Origin of the sequence: Bradyrhizobium sp., from assembly GCF_030654605.1 — a bacterium.
In the GTDB taxonomy this organism is placed as follows: Bacteria; Pseudomonadota; Alphaproteobacteria; order Rhizobiales; family Xanthobacteraceae; genus Bradyrhizobium.
Genome location: NZ_JAURXB010000021.1, coordinates 1 through 3,297 on the forward strand (window position 1 = coordinate 1; position 3,297 = coordinate 3,297).

General features: G+C 62.0%; 3 protein-coding genes. 2 read left to right on the forward strand and 1 reads right to left on the reverse strand.

The genetic code is table 11. The features are described 5' to 3' along the window. Both Q7U29_RS01765 and Q7U29_RS01770 read left to right on the forward strand, forming a co-directional pair. Positions 1-1,065, forward strand: a 1,065-nt coding sequence (locus Q7U29_RS01765) for an adenosylhomocysteinase (RefSeq protein ID WP_304737712.1), incomplete at its 5' end; no start/stop codon positions are given. A 250-nt stretch (positions 1,066-1,315) separates the two neighbouring features. Next, the gene (locus tag Q7U29_RS01770; RefSeq protein ID WP_304737714.1) at positions 1,316-2,776 is read left to right on the forward strand and encodes an NAD(P)/FAD-dependent oxidoreductase; all 1,461 of its coding nucleotides are present in this window, start codon (positions 1,316-1,318) and stop codon (positions 2,774-2,776) included. Positions 2,777-2,873: 97 nt separating this feature from the next. Here Q7U29_RS01770 and Q7U29_RS01775 read toward each other — a convergent pair. Continuing rightward, the coding region (locus Q7U29_RS01775) for a methyl-accepting chemotaxis protein (protein ID WP_304737716.1) at positions 2,874-3,297 on the reverse strand (424 nt) is incomplete at its 5' end.

The window sequence follows — 3,297 nt, forward strand, 5'->3', positions numbered from 1 at the left end:
ATGTTCGACTGGCACGGCGGCGGCACCCCCAACATGATCCTCGATGACGGCGGCGACGCCACCATGCTGGTGCATCACGGCCTGCGCGCCGAGCAGGGCGACGTCGCGTTTCTCGACAAGCCGGAATCGGACGAAGAGGAAGTATTCTACGCGCTGATTAAGCGGCTCCTGAAGGAAAAGCCCAAGGGGTATTTCGCCGAGATCGCCAAGAACATCAAAGGCGTTTCGGAAGAGACCACCACCGGCGTGCATCGCCTCTACGAGATGCAGAAGAGCGGCAAGCTCTTGTTCCCGGCGATCAACGTCAACGACAGCGTGACAAAATCGAAGTTCGACAACCTCTACGGCTGCCGCGAGTCGCTGGTCGACGGCATCCGCCGCGGCACCGACGTGATGATGTCCGGCAAGATCGCAATGGTTGCCGGCTTCGGCGACGTCGGCAAGGGCTCGGCGGCCTCGCTGCGCCAGGCCGGCTGCCGCGTGATGGTGTCCGAAATCGATCCGATCTGCGCGCTGCAGGCGGCGATGGAAGGCTACGAGGTCGTCACCATGGAAGACGCCGCCCCCCGTGCCGACATCTTCGTCACCGCCACCGGCAACAAGGACATCATCACCATCGAGCACATGCGCGCGATGAAGGACCGCGCCATCGTCTGCAACATCGGTCACTTCGACAACGAGATCCAGATCGCGCATCTGAAGAACCTGAAGTGGGACAACATCAAGCCGCAGGTCGACGAGATCACCTTTCCCGACGGCAAGCGGATGATCCTGTTGTCGGAAGGCCGCCTGGTGAACCTCGGCAACGCCATGGGCCATCCGAGCTTCGTAATGTCGGCGTCGTTCACCAACCAGACGCTGGCGCAGATCGAACTGTGGGCCAACAACAAGGATGGCAAGTACAAGAAGGAAGTCTACGTGCTGCCGAAATCGCTGGACGAGAAGGTGGCCCGGCTGCATCTCGCCAAGATCGGCGTCAAGCTGACCGAACTGCGCCAGGACCAGGCGGAGTACATCGGCGTCAAGCCGGAAGGCCCGTTCAAGAGCGATCATTACCGGTATTGAGGAACTGAGCTCGTCGTTCCGGGGCGCAGGTTAGCGCGAACCTCAGATGTGCAATTGCACATCGGGGAATCTCGCGCTGCCACCTCTGGATTCCGGGTCCGCTCGCTTCGCTCGCGCCCCGGAATGACGACGATTTTCGTCATGCCCGGCCTTGTGCCGGGCATCCACGTCTTTAGAGTCTGCGTTGACAGAGACGTGGATGGCCGGGACGAAGCCCGGCCATGACGGCGGCAGGGCTCGGGAGACCACCATGGCTTCAGAACATTTCGACGTCCTGATCGTCGGCGCCGGCTTGTCCGGCATCGGCGCGGGCTATCACCTGCAGCAGAAGTGCCCGGGCAAGAGTTTCGTCATTCTGGAGGGCCGGGACTGTATCGGCGGCACCTGGGATCTGTTCCGCTATCCCGGCATTCGCTCCGACTCGGACATGTTTACGCTGGGCTATTCGTTCAAGCCGTGGGTCGAGGCCAAGGCGATCGCCGACGGGCCGCGGATTTTGAACTATGTCCGCGAGACCGCGGCCGAGAATGGCATCGACAAGAAGATCCGCTTTCATCACCGGGTCAAGCGCGCGTCATGGTCGACGCCGGAGGCGCGCTGGACCGTGGAAGTCGAGCGCACGTCAGGCGAGGGCGGCACCGAGCTGGTGCGCTTCACCTGCAATTTCCTGTTCATGTGCTCGGGCTATTACAAATACGAGGAAGGCTACACGCCGGAATTTGCCGGCCGCGACAATTTTGCCGGCCGCATCGTGCATCCGCAGAAATGGCCTGAAGACATCGACTACGCCGGCAAGAAGGTGGTGGTGATCGGCTCGGGCGCGACCGCGGTGACGCTGGTGCCGGAAATGGCAAAACAGGCGGCGCATGTCATCATGCTGCAGCGCTCGCCGACCTACGTGGTGGCGCGGCCGGCGGAGGACCCGGTCGCCAACAAACTGCGCGCGAAGCTGCCGTCAAAACTCGCTTACCATCTGATCCGCTGGCGCAACGTAGGCTGGGGCATGTTTTTCTTCCAGCTTTCCAAACGCAGGCCGGAGAAGGTCAAGAACCTGATCCTCGGCGGCGTCAGGATGGCGCTCGGGCCGGACTACGACGTCGCCACCCATTTCACACCGCGCTACAATCCCTGGGATCAGCGGCTCTGCCTGGTGCCCGACGGCGATCTGTTCAAGGCGATCCGGGACAAGCGTGCGTCGGTCGTCACCTCCGAGATCGACCATTTTACCAAAGGCGGCATCAAGCTGAAGGACGGCAGCGAGCTCGAGGCCGACATCATCGTCACCGCCACCGGGCTGGTGCTGCAGGTGCTCGGCGGCATGGAGGTCAGTGTCGACGGCCGCGTGGTCGATTTCGCGAGAACCCTGAACTACAAGGGCATGATGTATTCCGACGTGCCCAACATGGCGTCGGCGTTCGGCTACACCAATGCGTCGTGGACGCTGAAATGCGACCTGACCTGCGAATATGTCTGCCGCCTGATCAACTACATGGACCGGCACGGCTACAAGCAGTGCGTGGCACACAATGTCGATCCCGGCGTTACCGAATTGCCGTCGCTGGATTTCTCATCCGGCTATGTGCAGCGTTCGATCGCGAAAATGCCGAAGCAGGGCTCGAAGCGGCCGTGGCGGCTGTACCAGAACTACGCGCTCGATATCGTCACGCTGCGCTACGGCAAGGTCGACGACGGCGTGATGCGGTATTCGTAAAGCGCTCAGGCGATGGTGCAGGGTTGACGGTTGGGTACGGGTGATAGATCGGCGGGGAGTGCCGGATCTAAGCCTGATGCCAACGAGGAGCCCGGGATTACGCCGCCGCCGCGATCGACTTCAGGAAGCCGTCGATTTCGACCTGCAGGCTGGCGGTGGAATCGGACAATTGCTTCGCCGATGACAGCAATTGGTTCGAGGCTGCGCCGGTCTGGTTGGCGCCATGGCTGACTTCGGCAATGGTGCCGGCGACCTGCGAAGTGCCCGCGGCGGTGCGCTGGATATTGCCGGAAATTTCCTGGGTGGCGGCGCCCTGTTCCTCGATCGCCGAGGATATAGCGCTGGTGATTTCCGAAATTTTTCCGATCGTCGACGAGATCATCTTGATCGAGCCGACCGCTTCCTGGGTCGCGGTCTGCATGCCTGCGATCTGGGTGCTGATCTCGTCGGTGGCCTTTGCGGTCTGGCTGGCGAGCGCCTTGACCTCCTGTGCCACCACGGCGAAGCCGCGGCCAGCGTCG

Coding starts and splice junctions, on each gene's coding strand:
- Q7U29_RS01770 (WP_304737714.1), top strand. CDS start 1,316: ATGGCTTCAGAACATTTCGACGTCCTGATCGTCGGCGCCGGCTTGTCC.